Raw genomic sequence first — 15,420 nt, 5'->3', positions numbered from 1 at the left:
GTGAGCCGATCTCTCATCCTAGACCGGTGGTTACTCCCGGGGCTGGTGGGGCGCGAGTGTCGGACCGGACCGTTACGGTGCCGCGGATGGCAGCACAGGAGTTCCTGCAACCGGCGTTGGCCGGGCTCGACCCGACCGTCGACGGCGTCGACCCGGCGCTGCCGCTGTACGCGACGACGTTCGTGGTTGTCGACCTGGAGACGACCGGCGGAGCCCCCGACGGCGGCGGCATCACCGAGATCGGCGCGGTCAAGGTGCGCGGCGGCGAGGAACTGGGCGTACTGGCCACCCTGGTCAACCCCGGGGTACCGATCCCACCCTTCATCACCGTGCTGACCGGCATCACCCAGGCGATGCTGCTGCCGGCACCGCCGATCGAGCAGGTGCTGCCGAGTTTCCTGGAGTTCATCTCGGACGCCGTGCTCGTCGCCCACAACGCGCCCTACGACGTCGGGTTCCTGAAGGCGGCCTGCGCGAAGCACGGCTACCGCTGGCCGAACCCACGGGTGCTGGACACCGCGGCGTTGGCCCGGCGGGTGCTGCTGCGCGACGAGGTGCCAAACCGCAAGCTCGGCACCCTCGCCGCGTACTTCCGGGCCGCCACGCAGCCGACCCACCGGGCGCTGGACGACGCCCGGGCGACAGTCGACGTGCTGCACGGGCTCATCGGGCGGCTCGGCGGGCACCGGGTCGACACCGTCGGCGACGCCATCGAGTTCGCCCGCGCGGTCACCCCGACCCAACGTCGCAAGCGGCACCTGGCCGACGGCCTGCCCCGCTCCCCCGGGGTCTACATCTTCCGGGCCGCCGACGACAGACCGCTCTACGTCGGCACCTCCCGGGACATCGCCACCCGGGTACGCAGCTATTTCACCGCCGCGGAGAAGCGCGCCCGGATCTCGGAGATGCTGGCCGCCGCCGAGCGGGTGGAGGCGGTGGAGTGCGCGCACTCGCTGGAGGCCGAGGTCCGTGAGCTGCGGCTGATCGCGGCGCACGCGCCGCCGTACAACAGGCGGTCGAAATACCCGGAGCGGGTGGTCTGGCTGAAGCTGACCGACGGGCCGTACCCCCGGTTGTCGGTGGTCCGGGAGATCTCCCCGGGCGACCGCGCCTACCTCGGCCCGTTCACCTCGCGGCGCACCGCCGAGCTGGCCGCCGCCGGCTTCCACGACGCGGTGCCGCTGCGCCAGTGCACCCACAGGTTGTCGCTGCGCACCGTCACGCCGGCCTGCGCGTTGGCCGAGCTGGGCCGCTGCCCGGCGCCCTGCGAGCACCGGATCTCCCCCGAGGAGTACGACGCCCGCGCGGTCACCCCGTTCGCCACCGCCACCACCGGCGACCCGCAGCCGGTGGTCGACGCCCTGCTCGCCCGGATCGAGGCGCTCTCGGCCAGCCAGCGCTACGAGGAGGCGGCGGCGCTGCGCTCCCGCCTCGCGGCGGTGCTGCGCGCCGCCGTACGCATGCAGCGGCTCGCCGCGCTGAGTGCGCTCGCGGAGGTGGCCGCCGCACACCCGGCGGCCGGCGGCGGCTGGGAGCTGGCGCTGGTACGCCACGGCCGGCTCGCCGGTGCCGGCGTGTCCCCGCCCGGGGTCCATCCTCGACCGACGTTGGCCGTCATCCGGGCGACCGCCGAGACGGTGTCACCCGGTCACGGTCCGGTACCGGCGGCGAGCCCCGAGGAGTCCGAGCGGATCCTGTCCTGGTTGGAGCGACCGGAGACCCGGCTGGTCGAGATGTCCGCTGGTTGGGCCTCCCCGGTGGCCGGCGCGGCACGGTTCCGCGACCTGTTGACCAAGGCCGAGAGCGCAGCGTCCCGGCAACTCTGGTCCGAACGCTCATGAGCAACTGTCCGATCGGACTACGTCGACTCACTTACTCTGTTAAGGAAGTGCAGTCCTGCCCGTTTCGAGGGTCTGCTCCCGCTTGCCGGATTCCGGTGGTGGTGCAGCAGGCGTGAGGGGGTGTCCCAGGTGGACGTCAACGCCGGACACGGCGGCGCCCTGGGCGGTGCGCTCCCGACACAGCCCGGCGAGTTGCCCCTGACCAGACGCCTCCGATCGCTGCTCACCTGGCCGCCCGCCGAGACCGAACCGGTAGGCCAACTGGTCCGCACCCACCGCACCATCCACACCGGCGCCGATCCGGCGGTGCTGCGCCGCGCCTACACCATCGCCGACAACATGCATCGCGGCCAGTTCCGCAAGAGCGGGGAGCCGTTCATCACCCACCCGCTCGCGGTCGCCCAGATCTGCGCGGAACTCGGCATGGACACCACCACCCTGGTCGCCGCGCTGCTGCACGACACGGTGGAGGACACCCGCTACACGTTGCAGGCCCTCGCGGAGGACTTCGACCACGAGGTGGCCCACCTGGTCGACGGGGTGACCAAGTTCGACAAGGCGTTCTACGGGCAGGCCGCCGAGGCGGAGACCATCCGCAAGATGATCATCGCGGCCGGCAAGGACGTCCGGGTGCTCATCATCAAGCTCGCCGACCGGTTGCACAACATGCGCACCCTGGGCGTGCGCTCGGCCGCCTCCCGCGAACGCATCGCCCGCAAGACCCAGGAGGTGCTCGTACCGCTCTGCGACCGGCTGGGCATCCAGACCCTGAAACGGGAACTGGACGACGTGGTGCTGCTGCACCTCGAACCGGACGAGCACGCCCGCATCGCGCGGCACGTGCACGACCGGCCCGGCTGGGACAGCTACCTCGCCGACGTGGTCGCACAGGCCAAGGGGGCGCTGCGACGCAGCCGGGTCGACGCGGAGGTCGCCCCCCGCCCCGGCACCTGTACTCGATCTGGAAGGACACCGTGGCCGGCGGCCACACCGCCCCGTTCGACCTGCCCCGCATCACGATCGTCGTGGACGGCCCGGCGACCGACTGCTACGCGGCCCTCGGCGCGGTGCACGGTCTCTGGCGGCCGGTGCCGGGCCGGTTCAAGGACTTCATCGCCTCGCCGAAGAACAACCTCTACCGGTCCCTGCACACGAGCGTCTGCGGGCCGAGGAACCGCACGGTCGAGGTGCTGATCCGCACCGTGGAGATGCACCGGGCGGCCGAGTTCGGAGTGGCCGCCGACTTCCGCTTTCCCCGCTCGGGCGGCGGCACGGCCCGCTCGGGCCAGCTCGACTGGCTGCGCCGGGTGCTGGACTGGGAGCAGGACGCGGCCGACCCGGCACAGTTCCTCCACTCGCTGCGTTGCGACCTGTCCGAGGCACAGATCCAGGTGGTCGCCGACGGCCGGCAGATCGTGCTGCCGGCCGGTGCCACACCTGTCGACCTGGCGTACGAGCTGGGTTCCGACCGGGGTGACAGGTGCCTGGCGGCACGGGTGAACGGTCGGCTGGTCCCGCTCTCCTCCGAGCTCGAAGAGGGCGACGTGGTGGAGATCTTCACCGAGACCGACGAGGAGAGCAGCCTCGACGCCGAGGTGGCCCCCCGTGGGCCGCGCCGGGAATGGCTCGGCTTCGTCAAGTCACCGCACGCGCAGATGCAGATCAACAGGTGGTTCGCCGAGCACAGCGAGCCGGGCATCTCGATAAGCGACAAGGTACGCCTCGGCCGGGCCACCATCGGGCTGGCTCTGCGTCAGCACAACCGAGGGCTGGCCAGCGACCTGCCGCTGCTGCGCCTGTCCGAGGAACTCGGCTACCCGGACCTGGAAACCCTGCTGGTCGCGGTCTTCGACCGGGTCATCGAACCGGACGCCGTGGTACGCCAACTCATCGACCTGGTCGACCACCGTCAGTGACGGTGGCGGCCCGCGCCGTACTCGGCGTGCGCCTCGTGGCGCGAGCGCGCCTCACGGCCACTAGCCTGGAGCCATGATCCCCCGTACGCGCCGCACCGGGCGCGCCGTCGCGTACCAGGTCTTCTACCGGCTGCCGCTGCCGGTACGACGTCGGCTGGTCCGAATGGCCGTGCCCAAGTACATCGTCGGCGCAGTCACCCTGCTGCGCGACAGCGAAGCCGAAGGGGCGGGACGTCTGCTGCTGCTGCGGCAGCCGCCCGGCCGGGGGTGGACCCTGCCGGCCGGGTTGCTGCAACGCGGCGAGAACCCGGCGGTCGGTGCCGCCCGGGAACTGTTCGAGGAGAGCGGCGTCCGGCTCTCCCCCACCCGGCTCACCCCGGCGGTGCCGAACGCTGTCGTGCACGCCAAGGGCTGGGTGGACGTGGTGTTCACCGCCGAGGTGCCGGCGTCGAGCACCGAGCTGACAGTCGACGGCGCGGAGGTCTTCGAGGCCGCCTGGCATCCGCTGGACGACCTGCCGAAGCTGACCTGGCCCACCGCCCGCCTGCTTGCCTACTACGACATCGGTCCGCTGGCCGGGCAGTTCCCGCCGCCGCTGCCCGACACGACGCCGTGACCCGGTCCGAGGGTGCCCCGGCCGGCAGTCGGCCGGTCGCACCCTCCGCCGGGATCTGCGCCGTGGTGCTCGCCGCCGGTGAGGGCACCCGGCTGCGTCCGCTCACCGAACGGGTACCCAAGGCTCTCTGCCCGGTGGGCAACGTGCCGCTGCTGGACCGGGCCCTGGCCCGGCTCGCCGGTCTCGGCCTGGCCGGCCCGGCGACGGTCGCGGTCAACGCCTGCTATCTGGGCGACCAGGTGGTGGAGCGGGTCGGTGACCGAGCCCATCTCTCGGTGGAACCGGGCAGCCCGCTCGGCACCGCGGGCGGTGTGGGACGGCTGCGGGACTGGATCGACGGCCGGGGCGTGCTTGTCGGCAACGCCGACGCCTACCTGTCCGATCCGGCGGCACCGCCCGGTCCGGACATCGTCGCGCTGCTGGACGGCTGGGACGGCGACTCGGTACGCCTGCTCGGTCAGCCGGCCGGCGACCCGGCGGCACCCGGCACCTTCGACGGTCACGTCTTCACCGGTTTCTCGCTGCTGCCGTGGCGGCTGGTCCGTGACCTGCCCGCCACCTTCGGCGACCTGGTACGCGCGGTCTGGCGTCCGGCCGAGGCCGCCGGTCGACTGGACGTGGTGGGCTACCGGGGAACCTTCATCGACACCGGCACCCCGGCCGATTACCTCGCCGCGAACCTGCACGCCGCTGGTGGCGACTCTCTGATCGACCCGACCGCCACCGTCACCGGCCACTGTCACCGTTCGGTCGTCGGCGCGGAGGCCACCGTCCGGGGAACGGTCAGCCGCAGCGTGGTCTGGCCGAACGCCAACGTCGGCGACGAGGAGCACCTGCGGGACGTGATCCGGGTCGGCGTCGGCCTGACCGTCCCGGCGGCCTGAGCCGGGGCCTGGCCTTAGCATGAGCGACGACGCCGACGAACGGAGAGCCCCGTGATCACCGCGATCGTGCTTATCGACTGCGCCACCGACTCGATTCCCGAGGTGGCCGAGACACTGGCGAACCTGCCGGGGGTGAGCGAGGTCTACTCGGTGGCCGGGCACGTGGACCTGATCGCCATGGTCCGGGTCCGCGAGTTCGACGAGATCGCACAGATCATCGCCGGCAGCATCTCGAAGGTGCCGGGGGTGCTCAACACCGAGTCGCACATCGCCTTCCGCGCGTACTCCCGGCACGACCTGGAGGAGGCCTTCGCCATCGGGCTGGGCAGCACCGACTGACCAGGTGCGGTGTCCCGGAGGGCACCGCTCCAACTCACCCGCCGGCAAGGCGGCACGAGCCGGCCCACCGCACGGGTGGGCCGGCTCGCCGCGTACCGCCGGTCAGCTCTGCTGCGGCACCGGGGTCTCGGTGACGGTGCCACCCGGAACCGGGGCCTCCTCGGTGAAGGTCTCACCCGGAGTCGGCGTGGTCGCCCCCGGAGCCGGAACGGTGCCACCCGGGCTGGGCGTACCGCTCGGGCTGGTCTCCGGAACCGGGATGCCGAGTTCCTCGGCCAGCATCACCAGGGCGTCGTAGTGCGCCTGCAGGACCGGCAGCGCGGTCTGCGCCAGCTGGACCACCTGCGGCTCGGTGCCCTGCGAGATCTCCGTCTGGGTCGCCTGGATGGCCTGGACGTGGCCGGCCAGACCCTGGGTCACCCAGAGCCTGTCGAACTCCTCACCACTGGCGTTGTTCAGCTGGTCGAGAGCCGTCTGCTGATCAGTGGTGGGCTCGCTCGGCAGCTCGACGTTGAGCTGTCCGGCCAGATCCTGCACCGACTGGTCCAGTTCGGTGTGATCCGTGACGAACTGCTGCCCCAGCTCCTTGACCTGCTGGTTCTGACCCTTTTCCTGGGCCAGCTCACCGGCGGCGATCTCGTACAGGTTGACCTGGTGGACCGCCTGCAGGTACTGGGTGTCCTGTTCCGACGGCTGCGCCGCCGCCTGCGCTGCGGCGGCGGGTGCGACACCCACCAGCACCAGCGCGGCCAGCAGGCCGAGGCGTTTGATACCCAACATGCTTCCTCCCCGTTGAGACGTTGGACCGCACGGATACCCGGCTGGCCGGGGTTATTCCTGCGATCCGGCGACGGCGGGAAGCGCCGACGACGTCCGGAAGAGGCGAAACGAGCGTGGCGCCCGCCGGAGGAGTCCGGCGGGCGCCACATCACGTTGGGGCGGATCTCAGGGGCGGGTGTCCCCGCTGGTGATCTCTTCCCGCTCCGGGCGCGGCTCGACCGGCGGGTGCCCCGGCGAGACCGGAGCCTCGGCCGGCCGCTCGATCGGGTAGAAGAAGCCGCGGATGGCCGGGCCCAGGGCGCCGAGCCGGTTCATCTTCTTCGGTACCACCCAACCGACGTAGTCCAGCTCGCCGTGCCCGTCGCCCGCGCTGAGCGGCTGGTGCACCTCAACGAACCGGCCGTCCGGCAGTCGCCGGATGATGCCGGTCTCCACACCGTGGGCGAGGACCTCCCGGTCGTGCTGCTGCAGGCCGAGGCAGATCCGGTAGGTGACGTAGTACGCCAGCGGCGGGAGGAGCAGCAGACCGATCCGGCCGGCCCAGGTCATCGCGTTCAGGCTGATGTGGAACTTGTCGGCGATGACGTCGTTCGCGCCCGAGAGGGTCAGGATCACGTAGAACGTGACGGCCATCGCCCCCAGACCGGTACGGAAGGGCACGTCGCGGGGACGCTGGAGCAGGTTGTGGCTGCGGTAGTCCTTCAGGTGGCGGGCCTCCATGAAGGGATAGAGCAGGGAGATCGCGACCAGGATGCCGGGTAGCACCACTGTCGGCCAGAACAACGGCGGGATCACGTATCCCTCGCCGATGGGTATGGTGATCTCCCAGTCCGGCATCAGTCGCGTCGAGCCGTCGAGGAACATGACGTACCAGTCGGGCTGGCTGGCGGCCGAGACCACCCACGCCTCGTACGGGCCGAACAACCACACCGGGTTGATCTGGAACAGACCGCCCATCAGCGCGATCACGCCGAAGACGACCATGAAGAAGCCGCCCTGCTTGATCGCGTAGCGGGGGAACATCCGCTCGCCGACCACGTTGCCGTTCGTCCGGCCCGGGCCCGGCCACTGGGTGTGCTTCTGCTTGAACACCAAGCCCAGGTGCACGGTGATCAGCGCGACGAGCAGCCCGGGGATGAGCAGCACGTGGGCGATGAAGAACCGGCTGATGATGATCGTGCCGGGGAACTCACCGTTGAAGACCGCAGCGGTCACCCAGGAACCGATCACCGGGATGGACAGCATGATCGCGGAGGCGATCCGCAGGCCGGTGCCGGAGAGGCCGTCGTCCGGCAGCGAGTAGCCGGTGAAGCCGGCCAGGAAGCCCACCCAGAACAGCAGCGAGCCGATGATCCAGTTGGTCTCCCGCGGCTTACGGAACGCGCCGGTGAAGAAGACCCGCAGCATGTGCACCACGATCGCGGCCATGAACAGCAGCGCCGCCCAGTGGTGCATCTGCCGCATGATCAGGCCGCCGCGCACGTCGAAGGAGATGTCCAACGTCGAGGCGTACGCGGCCGACATCGGCGTGCCCCGCAACGGGGCGTAACTGCCGTTGTAGATGACCTCGGTCATCGTCGGCTCGAAGAAGAAGGTCAGGAAGACGCCGGTCAGCAGCAGGACGATGAACGAGAAGAGCGCGATCTCGCCGAGCAGGAAGGACCAGTGGTCCGGGAAGACCTTGTTGAGCAGTCGGCGCAGTGGAGTCGACACCTGGAAACGGTCGTCGACCGCCCGGGCGGTGTTGCCCGGCACCGCTGCCACGTCAAACTTTCGCCGCTTCACGGCCGCTCCCAGAAGTCGGGCCCGACGGGTTCAGTGTAGTCGGACGTAGCCACGAAGTAACCCTCGGCGTCCACCTCGATCGGCAGCTGCGGCAGCCGCCGGCTGGCCGGACCGAAGATGGGCTTGGCGTTGTCGGTGATCAGGAACTGCGACTGGTGGCACGGGCAGAGCAGCCGGTTGGTCTGCTGTTCGTACAGGCTCGCCGGACAGCCGGCGTGCGTGCAGATCTTCGAGTACGCCGCGTAGTTGCCCCACATGTAGCCGCCGTGGCCCTCGCGCTCGTTGTTGCGGCGCGACGCCTCGGCGTCGGCGTCCCGCAGGTGGATCAGCAGGGTGGGCGAGTCGGCGTACCTGTTGCTCACCCCGTGCTCCACGCCCGGGAAGACGGTGATCTGACCACCGGCGCTGATGTCGGCCGGCCGGATGGGCCGACCGTCCTCGCGGACCAGGCGGATCTTCTGACCGTCCCGGGGGGCGAACCCGGTGGTCATCATCTGGTCGTCCTTGTGCGGGTTGGAGATCAGCCCGCCGACCAGCGGCGCCGCGGCGACCGCGCCGACCGGCAGCAGACCGGCCAGTAGCGACACACCGAGCAGCGGCCGACGCTTGACCCCCAGCTCGTCGGCCATGTACGCCATGGTCTCGCCGGTGATCCGCTGGTCCTCGGAGGGCACCGCGCCCTCGTGCCGATCCTGGATCGACACCTCCTTGGGCAGCAGCTTCTTGCCCCAGGTGAGGATGCCGAAGCCGACGGCGAGCAGGGCGATGCCGAGGGTCACGCCGAGCAGCGGGGTGTAGAGCTTGTCACCGCCGCGACCCGGCTCGTACTCCCAGGGCCACCAGATGTAGATCGCCAGGAAAGCGGTCGCCGCCAGCCCGGTCAGCAGGAAGAAGGCCGCCACCGTGCGGACCATCCGACGCTCGGCCTTGGTGCCCGCGAGGACCTGCGGCTCGTAGTGGACGATCTCGATGTCATCCCGCCGGGCGCCTTCCCGGACGATGTCGAACCGGCTGAGCCGGGGGTCGTTCACGTCGAGCGGGTCCCGGCCCGGCAGGGCCGGCTGCCCGGTCTGGCTGCTCATGGTCCCCCCGCTCACGACTTACCCGCGATCCACAGGCTGGCGAAGACGAGCGCGACGATACCGACGAGGAAGATCGCCACACCCTCGGTGGAGGGTCCGTACCGGCCCAGGTTGAACAGGCCGCCCGGGTCGCCGTCGTCCTTCAGCGTCGTCTGGATGTAGGCGATGATGTCCGCCTTCTGCTCCGGCGTGATCTGGTTGTCGCCGAAGACCGGCATGTTCTGCGGGCCGCTGAGCATCGCCGAGTAGATCTGCCGGTCGGTGGCCGGCGCGAGGCTCGGCGCGTACTTACCGGAGGAGAGGGCGCCGCCGCCACCGCTGAACGCGTGGCACTGCGAGCAGTTGATCCGGTAGAGCTCCCCGCCGATCGCGACGTTGCCGTCGGCGTGCAGGTTGTCACCGGCGGGAACGACAGGTCCACCGCCGAGTTCCTGGACGTACGCGGCCAACTGGTCGATCTCGTCGCGGGTGAACACCTCGGGCTTGCGCGCCGCCTGGGCCTCCTGCCGGGCCATCGGCATCCGGCCGGTGCTCACCTGGAACTCCACGGAGGCGGCGCCGACGCCGATGAGGCTCGGACCGCGCCCCTCGACCCCCTGCGCGTTGCGACCGTGGCAGGTCACGCAGCTCACGTCGAACAGCGCCTTGCCGTCGGCGGCGGCGCTGCTCAGCGGCGGATTCTCCTGGGCGGCGGCACCGGGGGCGAGGACGGTGTAGGCACCGCCGGCCAGCATCAGCGCGGCGACCAGCCGGACCGCGGCACCCAGCCGGCGGCGGCCCCTGCTGGGCGCCCCGGGCCGCCCGCGCAGCCGCGCGAGCAGACCGCGTCGGCGGTCGTTGTCAGAAGTCATGACCTGTGTCCTTAACCGGGTTGGACCTTCGTCTTGCGGGGGTGGAGCAGCGGCAAGGCGTCGGGCGCCGCGCCAAGATCACTGGAGCCAGTAGATCATGCCGTAGAGCGCGATCCACACGACGTCGACGAAGTGCCAGTAGTACGACACGACGATCGCCGCGGTGGCCTGAGCCGGGGTGAACCGGCCCATGGTGGTGCGGATCATGAAGATCACGAAGGCGATCAGACCGCCGGTGACGTGCAGGCCGTGGAAACCGGTGGTGAGGTAGAACACCGACCCGTAGCCGTCGCCGTTGATCTTGACGCCGTGGTGCACCAGCTCGCGGTACTCGTTGAGCTGGCCGAGCACGAAGATCAGGCCCATCACGAAGGTGATCGTGAACCAACGCCGCAGCGCGTGGACGTCACCCTTCTCGGCGGCGAACACGCCGAGCTGGCAGGTCACCGAGGACAACACCAGGATCACCGTGAAGGTGGTCGCGTACGGGATGTTGAGCACCTCGGTGTGCTCCGCCCACTGCTCCGGAGCCGCCGCGCGGATGGAGAAGTACATGGCGAACAGCGCCGCGAAGAACATGAGCTCGCTGGAGAGCCAGACGATCGTCCCGACGCTGACCATGTTGGGCCGCGTCAGAGAGTGGATCCGGCTCTTGTCAATGGCTGGGGCCGCAGTCACGCGGTCATTATTGCCGTTCACCACGGCCGGCGATCAGCGGGGGGTGAAACCCGGGCCCGGGATGGCCCGATCGGTACCGTCCGGTTCGCCTGACCTAGGCTGATTGGCGTGCTGCACGTCGATCCGATCTCCGTCGCCACACCGGCCGCGCCGCTGCTCACCGCGGTCGCGACCGGCCCGGCCGCGACCGAGGTGACGGCCAGCGCCGGTGCGCTGGCGGCCGAGGCGGCGCCGCCGCCGTTCTCCGTCACCGCCGTGGTCACCGAGGCCCGACTGGACAGCTGGCTCGCCGTCGGCCTGGTCCTCGCCGCCGGCCTCTACCTCTACGGGGTGTACCGGCTGCGGCTGCGCGGCGACCGCTGGCCGGTCGCCCGGACGATCTTCTTCCTCGGCCCCGGGCTCGGCGGCATCGCCTCGGTCACGGTCAGCGGGCTGCACGCGTACGACACCACGCTGCTGTCGGTGCACATGGTCCAGCACATGGTGCTGTCCATGGTCTCGCCGATCTTCCTGGCGCTCGGCGCGCCGGTGACCCTGGCCCTGCGTACGCTGCCGACCGGTCCGCGCAAGCGGCTGCTCGCCGTGGTGCACAGCCGGATCGCCCGGGTCTACACCTTCCCGCTGGTGGCCTTCGCCATCTTCGTGGTGAACCCGTTCGCGCTCTACTTCACCGACCTGTACCGCTACACGCTGGAACACGCCTGGGCACACGAGGTGGTGCACGCGCACTTCATCATGACCGGCTGCGTGTTCTTCTGGCCGCTGCTCGGCCTGGATCCGCTCCCCGGACGCTGGCCGTACCCCGGGCGGGCGCTGCTGATGCTGCTGTCGGTGCCGTTCCACACCGTGCTCGGGCTGACCATCATGCAGAGCACCACCCTCTTCGGCGGCGACTGGTACCCCTCGCTCGGGCTGAGCTGGGCCGATCCGTGGGAGGACCAGGTGCTCGCCGGCGGGATCCTCTGGGCCGGCGGCGAGTTCGTCAGCGTGACGATGCTCGCAGTCCTGGTGGTGCAGTGGATGCGCCAGGCCGAGCGGGAGGCCCGCCGGATCGACCGCGAGCTGGACCGCCAGGAGGCCCGCCAGCGGGCGGCCGAATCCACCGCCTGAGCCACGCCGGCGACCGGCCGGGGCGGCGTGTCACGCGCACCACACCGACCGGTACGATCAGCCACGCAGCTACGAAGTGGGAGCCGTTGAAAGCCATGAGCGAGCGGATCAAGCTCGGTGCGATGGCGTGTCAGGACGGCCCGAAGCGAAGCGGAGTGTCGGCATGAGCGACCGTCTGTGCACCGTCCTGCTGTACAGCGACGACCCGCAGGTACGGGACCGGATGCGGCTCGCCGTCGGCACCCGACCCGCGGCCGACCTGCGCGTCGAGTTCGTCGAGGCGTCCACCTACGCCGAGTGCATCCGCCTGGTCGACGACTACGAGATCGACCTGATGCTGCTCGACGGTGAGGCCAGCCCGGGCGGCGGCATCGGCATCGCCCGGCAGATCAAGGACGACCGCGACGACGCTCCCCCGACCTGTGTGGTGATCGCCCGCGCCGCCGACCGTTGGCTGGCGTCCTTCGCCGAGGTCGACGCCACCCTGGTACACCCCCTCGACCCGGTCACCACCGCCGCCACCGTGACCGAGCTGCTGCGCGCGGGCGCGCCCGCCTGACGTCCCACTCCGGCACCGCCACGGCGCCGGGCTAGCCGGCGCCGGTCCCGTCCCACCCGTAACCGTCTGCTCGGGAGGCCCGCCATGGGCGATCGGACCTGGCCGCACCTGCTCACCGCGCTGCTGCGCGGCGAGGAACTATCCGCCGCCGACACCGCCTGGGCGATGGGCGAGATCATGTCCGGGACGGCCGGCCCCGCACAGATCGCCGGCTTCGCCGTGGCGCTGAGGGCCAAGGGCGAGACCCCGGCCGAGGTGACCGGGCTGGTCGAGGCGATGCTCGGCCGGGCCGTCCCGGTCGAGCTGCCCGAGGAGGTACGCGCCGAGGCGCTCGACGTGGTCGGCACCGGTGGCGACCTCGCCCACACGGTGAACATCTCCACGATGACGGCGCTTGTGGTGGCGGGGGCCGGCGTACGCGTGGTCAAGCACGGAAACCGGGCCGCCTCGTCCTCCTGCGGCACCGCCGACCTGCTGGAGTTCCTCGGCATTCCGCTGGACCTCGGGCCCGATGAGGTGGCCCGGTGCGTGGCCGAGGCCGGCATCGGCTTCTGTTTCGCGGCCCGGTTCCACCCCGGCATGCGCCACGCCGGTCCGGTCCGCCGGGAGCTGGGGGTGCCGACGGCGTTCAACTTCCTCGGCCCGTTGACCAACCCGGCCCGTCCCCGCGCGGGTGCCGTCGGATGCTTCGACGCGACGATGGCACCGGTGATGGCAGCCGTCTTCGCGGCCCGGGGTGACTCGGTGCTGGTGATGCGCGGCGAGGACGGGCTGGACGAGTTCACCACCGCCGCCGCGACCCGGTTCTGGGTCGCCCAGAACGGCACCGTCAGAGAGACCGTGGTGGACGCTGTCGACCTCGGCGTACCCCGGGCCACCCTGGCCGACCTGCGCGGCGGCGACGCGGCCCACAACGCCGACGTGGCCCGGCGCCTGCTCGCCGGTGAGCCGGGGCCGGTGCGCGACGCGGTCCTGGTCAACGCGGCGGCAGCCCTGGCCACCCAGGGATCCCTGGACGGCGACCTGACCGACGCGCTCCGCGCCGGCCTGGGCCGGGCCGCCGAGTCGATCGACTCCGGGGCGGCGGCCCGCACCCTCGACCGCTGGATCGAGGTCGCCGGCACCGCCTGACCCGCCGCGAGGCGGCTGTCGGAGGGGCGTGGGAAACTACAACCGAGTAGTTCCGGTGATGTCCACCGACCGGCCGCCGAGCGGAGGGAGAGTTCCGTGTCGGAGCGCGAGCTTCACTGCGACACCTGCGGCAGCACCCAGCGGTTCGAGGCACCGCCCTGTGTCGACGGCCACGGCGCCGACTGCCCCGAACGGGCCTGCACCGGCTGCGGCTCGGCGATCGTCATGTCCTTCGTCAACGCGCCCCGCCGGTCGGCCCGCCGTCGTACGGCGGTCCACCACCGCGCGGCCTGACCCGGCCGACCGCTGCTCGACAAGCCGACGACGAGAAAGGCCCGCCCCGATGGGGCGGGCCTTTCTCGATGACGATACTCAGTGCTCGGCGGTACGCCGGGTGCCGCTGTAGTACTCGAACAGCAGGCCGCAGGCGGCCAGGATCACCGCCACCGCACCGAGGCCGAGCAGCCAGAACTGCCAGAACACCAGGCCCAGGCCGGCGATCGCGGCGGCCAGTGCCAGCCCGAACGGCCAGTAGCTGCCCGGGCTGAAGAAGCCGATCTCACCCGCACCGTCGGCGATCTCGGCGTCCGGCCGGTCCTCCGGGCGCAGGTCGATGCGGCGGGAGACGAACCAGAAGAAGCCGCCGCACATCGTGCAGAGCAGGAACGACAGCAGCAGGGCCACGGTGCCGATCCACTCGACCCGACCGTCCGACTCGGCCCACGTCCAGCCGCCGTAGAGGACGGTCGCGAACAGGAGGAACCCGGCGATGATCAGGAAGATACGCCACTCGGTCTTCATGCCGGTTGCCTCAGCTTCCCGTGCCGGCCGGAGCGGTGTCCGGGTTGAAGTTGCTCTCGGTACGCCGGGTCTCGAACGGCGTCGTGGTGATCGCGTACGGCTCCTCGCCAATGGACGTCAGGGCTTCCTGGGTCGAGGCGCCGCCCTGCTTGGCCGCGAGGAAGCGGTCGAAGTTCTCCGGGGAGACGACTCGCAGCTCGAAGTTCATGAAGGCGTGGTAGCTGCCGCACAGCTCGGCGCAGCGACCCACGTAGGCACCCTCGGTCTCCAGCGAGGAGACCTCGAAGACGTTACGGATGCTGCCGGGCATGACGTCCCGCTTGAACAGCATCTCCGGCACCCAGAACGAGTGGATGACGTCGCGGCTGGTCTCCTCGAACCGGATGGACCGGTCGGTCGGCAGCACCAGGATCGGAATGACCTCGCTGGTGCCGAGCACCGACGCGGTGGTCTCGGCGTCGACGCCCTGGCCGTCGCGGTAGTTGAACTGCCAGTTCCACTTGAAGGCCACGACCTCGACTGTGACGTCGGGGTTGTTGGTGGTCTTCACCACGTCGGTCTGCACCACAGCGGTGTAGTAGAAGAGCACCGAGACGATAAGCACCGGCGCGATGGTGTAGAGGAACTCCATCGGCAGGTTGTAGCGGGTCTGCACCGGCAGCTCGTTGCCACGCTTGCGGTAGCGCACGACACACCAGAAGATCAGGCCCCAGACGAAGAAGCCGACCGCGAGTGCCGCCACGCACGAGGCGATCCACAGGTCGTACATCCGCCGTGCCTCGGGGGTGATGCCGCCCTGCGGCCAACCGAAGCCGCCGAACGCCGCTCCGACGTCACAGCCCGTGAGCAGGACCAGCAGCGCCGCCCCACTGAATCCGAGCCCGGCGAGACGCCCGGCACGACGCCCCCGCCGCCCGCCGGCTCGCGAGGATGCGCTGCGCCGTACGGCCGTCGGCCGTACCTCCGAACTCCTTGCGACCACCTGGTCCTGCCTCCCTAGCGCGCCGCGGTGTCCTCGTTTCGGCCGGCTCCGCCGAGCGGAGCCGC

General features: G+C 70.7%; 15 protein-coding genes and 1 pseudogene. 9 read left to right on the top strand and 7 right to left on the bottom strand.

What is annotated here, in order from left to right:
* Positions 1–86: 86 nt before the first annotated feature.
* The 5 genes and pseudogenes from CLT74_RS29695 to CLT74_RS29675 all read left to right on the top strand — a co-directional run bounded on the left by CLT74_RS29695 (position 87) and on the right by CLT74_RS29675 (position 5,596).
* Positions 87–1,841 (top strand): DEDD exonuclease domain-containing protein, encoded by a 1,755-nt coding sequence (locus CLT74_RS29695; RefSeq protein ID WP_099850873.1) that lies wholly within the window; start codon positions 87–89, stop codon positions 1,839–1,841.
* A 129-nt stretch (positions 1,842–1,970) separates the two neighbouring features.
* Positions 1,971–3,757 (top strand): annotated as a pseudogene (locus tag CLT74_RS29690) (RelA/SpoT family protein).
* 73 nt (positions 3,758–3,830) lie between these two features.
* Complete coding sequence (locus CLT74_RS29685) at positions 3,831–4,373, top strand: NUDIX domain-containing protein (RefSeq protein ID WP_099850871.1); 543 nt, start codon at positions 3,831–3,833, stop codon at positions 4,371–4,373.
* Positions 4,370–5,257 carry a nucleotidyltransferase family protein gene (locus CLT74_RS29680; protein ID WP_486582678.1) on the top strand — a complete coding sequence of 296 codons (888 nt, stop codon included), beginning with the start codon at positions 4,370–4,372 and terminating at the stop codon, positions 5,255–5,257. The genes CLT74_RS29685 and CLT74_RS29680 overlap by 4 nt, the downstream gene beginning before the upstream one ends.
* A 51-nt stretch (positions 5,258–5,308) precedes the next feature.
* Complete coding sequence (locus tag CLT74_RS29675; RefSeq protein ID WP_099850868.1) at positions 5,309–5,596, top strand: Lrp/AsnC family transcriptional regulator; 288 nt, start codon at positions 5,309–5,311, stop codon at positions 5,594–5,596.
* Positions 5,597–5,698: 102 nt separating this feature from the next.
* Here the strand turns inward: CLT74_RS29675 and CLT74_RS29670 are convergent, their stop codons facing one another.
* The 5 genes from CLT74_RS29670 to ctaE all read right to left on the bottom strand — a co-directional run bounded on the left by CLT74_RS29670 (position 5,699) and on the right by ctaE (position 10,772).
* Entirely contained in the window at positions 5,699–6,376 is a 678-nt protein-coding gene (locus tag CLT74_RS29670) for a DUF4142 domain-containing protein (RefSeq protein ID WP_099850866.1), read from the bottom strand.
* A 165-nt stretch (positions 6,377–6,541) separates the two neighbouring features.
* The gene (gene qcrB, locus CLT74_RS29665) at positions 6,542–8,161 is read right to left on the bottom strand and encodes a cytochrome bc1 complex cytochrome b subunit (RefSeq protein ID WP_099850864.1); all 1,620 of its coding nucleotides are present in this window, start codon (positions 8,159–8,161) and stop codon (positions 6,542–6,544) included.
* Positions 8,158–9,243 (bottom strand): cytochrome bc1 complex Rieske iron-sulfur subunit, encoded by a 1,086-nt coding sequence (qcrA, locus tag CLT74_RS29660; protein WP_099853421.1) that lies wholly within the window; start codon positions 9,241–9,243, stop codon positions 8,158–8,160. The genes qcrB and qcrA overlap by 4 nt, the downstream gene beginning before the upstream one ends.
* Positions 9,244–9,254: 11 nt before the next feature.
* Complete coding sequence (qcrC, locus tag CLT74_RS29655) at positions 9,255–10,094, bottom strand: cytochrome bc1 complex diheme cytochrome c subunit (RefSeq protein WP_099850862.1); 840 nt, start codon at positions 10,092–10,094, stop codon at positions 9,255–9,257.
* A 78-nt stretch (positions 10,095–10,172) separates the two neighbouring features.
* Positions 10,173–10,772, bottom strand: coding sequence for an aa3-type cytochrome oxidase subunit III (gene ctaE / locus CLT74_RS29650; RefSeq protein WP_099850860.1), 600 nt, complete (start codon positions 10,770–10,772; stop codon positions 10,173–10,175).
* A gap of 108 nt (positions 10,773–10,880) precedes the next feature.
* On the opposite strand from ctaE, the gene CLT74_RS29645 reads away from it, so the two are divergent.
* The 4 genes from CLT74_RS29645 to CLT74_RS29630 all read left to right on the top strand — a co-directional run bounded on the left by CLT74_RS29645 (position 10,881) and on the right by CLT74_RS29630 (position 13,866).
* A complete protein-coding gene (locus CLT74_RS29645; RefSeq protein WP_099850858.1) occupies positions 10,881–11,882 on the top strand; it encodes a cytochrome c oxidase assembly protein in 1,002 nt (333 codons plus the stop codon).
* 163 nt (positions 11,883–12,045) lie between these two features.
* Positions 12,046–12,441, top strand: a complete 396-nt coding sequence (locus CLT74_RS29640) for a response regulator (protein ID WP_099850856.1) — start codon at positions 12,046–12,048, stop codon at positions 12,439–12,441.
* A gap of 84 nt (positions 12,442–12,525) precedes the next feature.
* Positions 12,526–13,572, top strand: coding sequence for an anthranilate phosphoribosyltransferase (gene trpD, locus CLT74_RS29635; RefSeq protein ID WP_099850854.1), 1,047 nt, complete (start codon positions 12,526–12,528; stop codon positions 13,570–13,572).
* 96 nt (positions 13,573–13,668) lie between these two features.
* Positions 13,669–13,866: a hypothetical protein gene (locus tag CLT74_RS29630; protein ID WP_099850852.1), complete on the top strand. Its 198-nt coding sequence runs from the start codon at positions 13,669–13,671 to the stop codon at positions 13,864–13,866.
* Positions 13,867–13,944: 78 nt separating this feature from the next.
* On the opposite strand, the gene CLT74_RS29625 is transcribed toward CLT74_RS29630, so the two are convergent.
* Entirely contained in the window at positions 13,945–14,373 is a 429-nt protein-coding gene (locus CLT74_RS29625; RefSeq protein WP_099850851.1) for a cytochrome c oxidase subunit 4, read from the bottom strand.
* A 10-nt stretch (positions 14,374–14,383) separates the two neighbouring features.
* Positions 14,384–15,355: an aa3-type cytochrome oxidase subunit II gene (gene ctaC, locus CLT74_RS29620; RefSeq protein ID WP_099850849.1), complete on the bottom strand. Its 972-nt coding sequence runs from the start codon at positions 15,353–15,355 to the stop codon at positions 14,384–14,386.
* Positions 15,356–15,420 lie beyond the last annotated feature (65 nt).

The organism is Verrucosispora sp. CNZ293, assembly GCF_002754655.1.
Note: the sequence above shows the minus strand (reverse complement) of the source record. Positions and strands in the feature narration are given on the sequence as shown.